At 67.9% G+C, this 1,854-nt stretch carries 2 protein-coding genes and 1 pseudogene; 2 read left to right on the top strand and 1 reads right to left on the bottom strand.

Features of this window, described 5'->3' with window-relative positions; genetic code table 11:
* A pseudogene (locus tag I6U14_RS14165) lies at positions 1-475 on the bottom strand (hypothetical protein); the annotation flags it as partial.
* 218 nt (positions 476-693) lie between these two features.
* Here I6U14_RS14165 and I6U14_RS14170 point away from each other — a divergent pair.
* The gene (locus I6U14_RS14170) at positions 694-1,101 is read left to right on the top strand and encodes a DUF4332 domain-containing protein (protein ID WP_296900162.1); all 408 of its coding nucleotides are present in this window, start codon (positions 694-696) and stop codon (positions 1,099-1,101) included.
* Between the two features lie 85 nt (positions 1,102-1,186).
* Positions 1,187-1,723, top strand: a complete 537-nt coding sequence (locus I6U14_RS14175; RefSeq protein ID WP_296900163.1) for a TIGR02281 family clan AA aspartic protease — start codon at positions 1,187-1,189, stop codon at positions 1,721-1,723.
* Positions 1,724-1,854: the final 131 nt, after the last annotated feature.

A 1,854-nucleotide genomic window follows, 5' to 3' on the forward strand; every position in this document is an offset into this window, starting at 1 on the left:
CCTGGGGCCCCGCGGTGGTGTCCGCGGCCTGGGGCCGGGCCGGGGCGGGGTCATTCGTGGGGTCCGCGTCCTCGGGGGGGGGCCCGACCGGGCGCCGGTAACGCGGGATGGGAGCGGCGAACGGGTGGGCACGGAAGGGCCGGTCCGCCTCCTTGGCGAGCACGGCGGGGTTGGGGCTCGAGGCAGCGGCGGCCGCGGCGGCATCGCCGTCCGCCAGTGCGGCGCGCATCTGTTGACCGAGGCGTGCCATATCCGTCGTCTGGCTCGCAGCCTGGGCCGGGGGCCGCGGCGGGTTGCGTAGGTAGTAGTCTCGCGTCACGGCGAAGACAGTGAATCCATAGAAGAACAGGCCCAGTACGACGACGAGCCACTGTAGGGAATTGAGCTTGGGGAGCATGCTGAGCAAAGCGTGATAGACACCGCCACTGCGGGTGTTAGGCGGCGGGATGCTCGGAGCCGCCGGCCGGGCTGTCAAGGTGGTGTGCTTCCTCAGCCTATGCGCAGGTCTTGTCTGCTGCCTGAAATCATTTATGATTCAGCCGCCTGGCGCGGCAGACGAAGCCCAGGCTAAATGCCGGGAAATGGCCGACAGCGAAGCGGATAGCGCGCCGGCGGCCTTCTAGCACATCACTCCGCGCCATCGCAGCCACTGACATCCAAGCGCCCGACCATCCAACCCTAGAGGACACCGCCATGGCAACTTCACTGAAAGACCTGAGAGGCATCACAGACGCCGTGCTGAGCGCGCTGGCCGCGAAGGACATCAACGATAACGAGACCCTGGTGGAAGCCGCTGCCGAGCCAGCGCAACGCAAGGCCCTCGCTGCGGAGTGCGGCTGCGAGCCGTCGGCGTTGCTGGAGCTGGTGAATCGCGCCGACCTGGCCCGCATCAAAGGTGTCTCTGGGGTCTACTCGGATCTGCTGGAGGAGGCGGGCGTGGATACGGTGAAGGAGCTCGCCACACGCCGCCCCGACAATCTTCACGCAAAGCTCCTGCAAACCAACGAGGCCAAGCAGCTGACGCAGCGCCCCCCGGCTGCCGCGCAGGTGGAGGATTGGGTCGAGCAGGCGAAGGCGCTGCCCAAGCTCGTCAGCTACTGAGTGTGCCGCGTCTCGCGGGCGGCATCGCTGATCTCGCCGACGGCAGGCGTTAAAGACCGGCCCCGGCCGTCCCCATGTAATGGGTATGGCCGAGAACTTCCCATCGACACGCGATATGCCCTCGCGCCTGGGCAAGGCGATGCTCATCGCCGCCTGGGTGGTGGGGCTCGCACTCCTGGTGCTGCTGTTCCAGAATCACCTGGACCACCAGCGCAATCCCAATCCTGACCCGGCGCTGCGGGTGGACGCCGACGGGGTGCCGAGCGTCGTCCTGCAACGCAACCGCATGGGACACTATGTCGCCGGCGGGCGCATCAACGGCGAGTCCGTGACCTTCTTGGTCGACACCGGCGCCACCGCCGTCGCGCTGCCCGTGGCCCTGGCGGAGCGCTTGGAGCTGCCGCTGCTGCCGGGCGGCATGAGCAAGACTGCAAACGGGCTGGTGCGTACCTGGACCACGCGGCTCGACAGTGTGGATGTCGCAGGACTCACGGCGCGCAACGTCCGCGCCGTCGTTATGCCCAACATGCCGGGCGATGAGGTCCTGCTCGGCATGAACTATCTGAAGCGGTTCGAGCTGATCCAGCGGGGGGATACGCTGACGCTGCGCGCACCTGGCTGAGGTCCGAGCGTGGGCCTGCCCGCGGCCGCTGCACGCCTGGTAGCGACGCCCGCCGCCCCAGCGTATATGCTCCTGGTCATCGGCGCTGGTGACGCCGCTGTGACAGGCTCCTCAGATGGGCTCCGCAGATG

Origin of the sequence: Thiohalocapsa sp. (assembly GCF_019695415.1) — a bacterium.
Classification (GTDB): Bacteria; Pseudomonadota; Gammaproteobacteria; order Chromatiales; family Chromatiaceae; genus Thiohalocapsa.

Coding starts and splice junctions, on each gene's coding strand:
- I6U14_RS14170 (WP_296900162.1), top strand. CDS start 694: ATGGCAACTTCACTGAAAGACCTGAGAGGCATCACAGACGCCGTGCTG.
- I6U14_RS14175 (WP_296900163.1), top strand. CDS start 1,187: ATGGCCGAGAACTTCCCATCGACACGCGATATGCCCTCGCGCCTGGGC.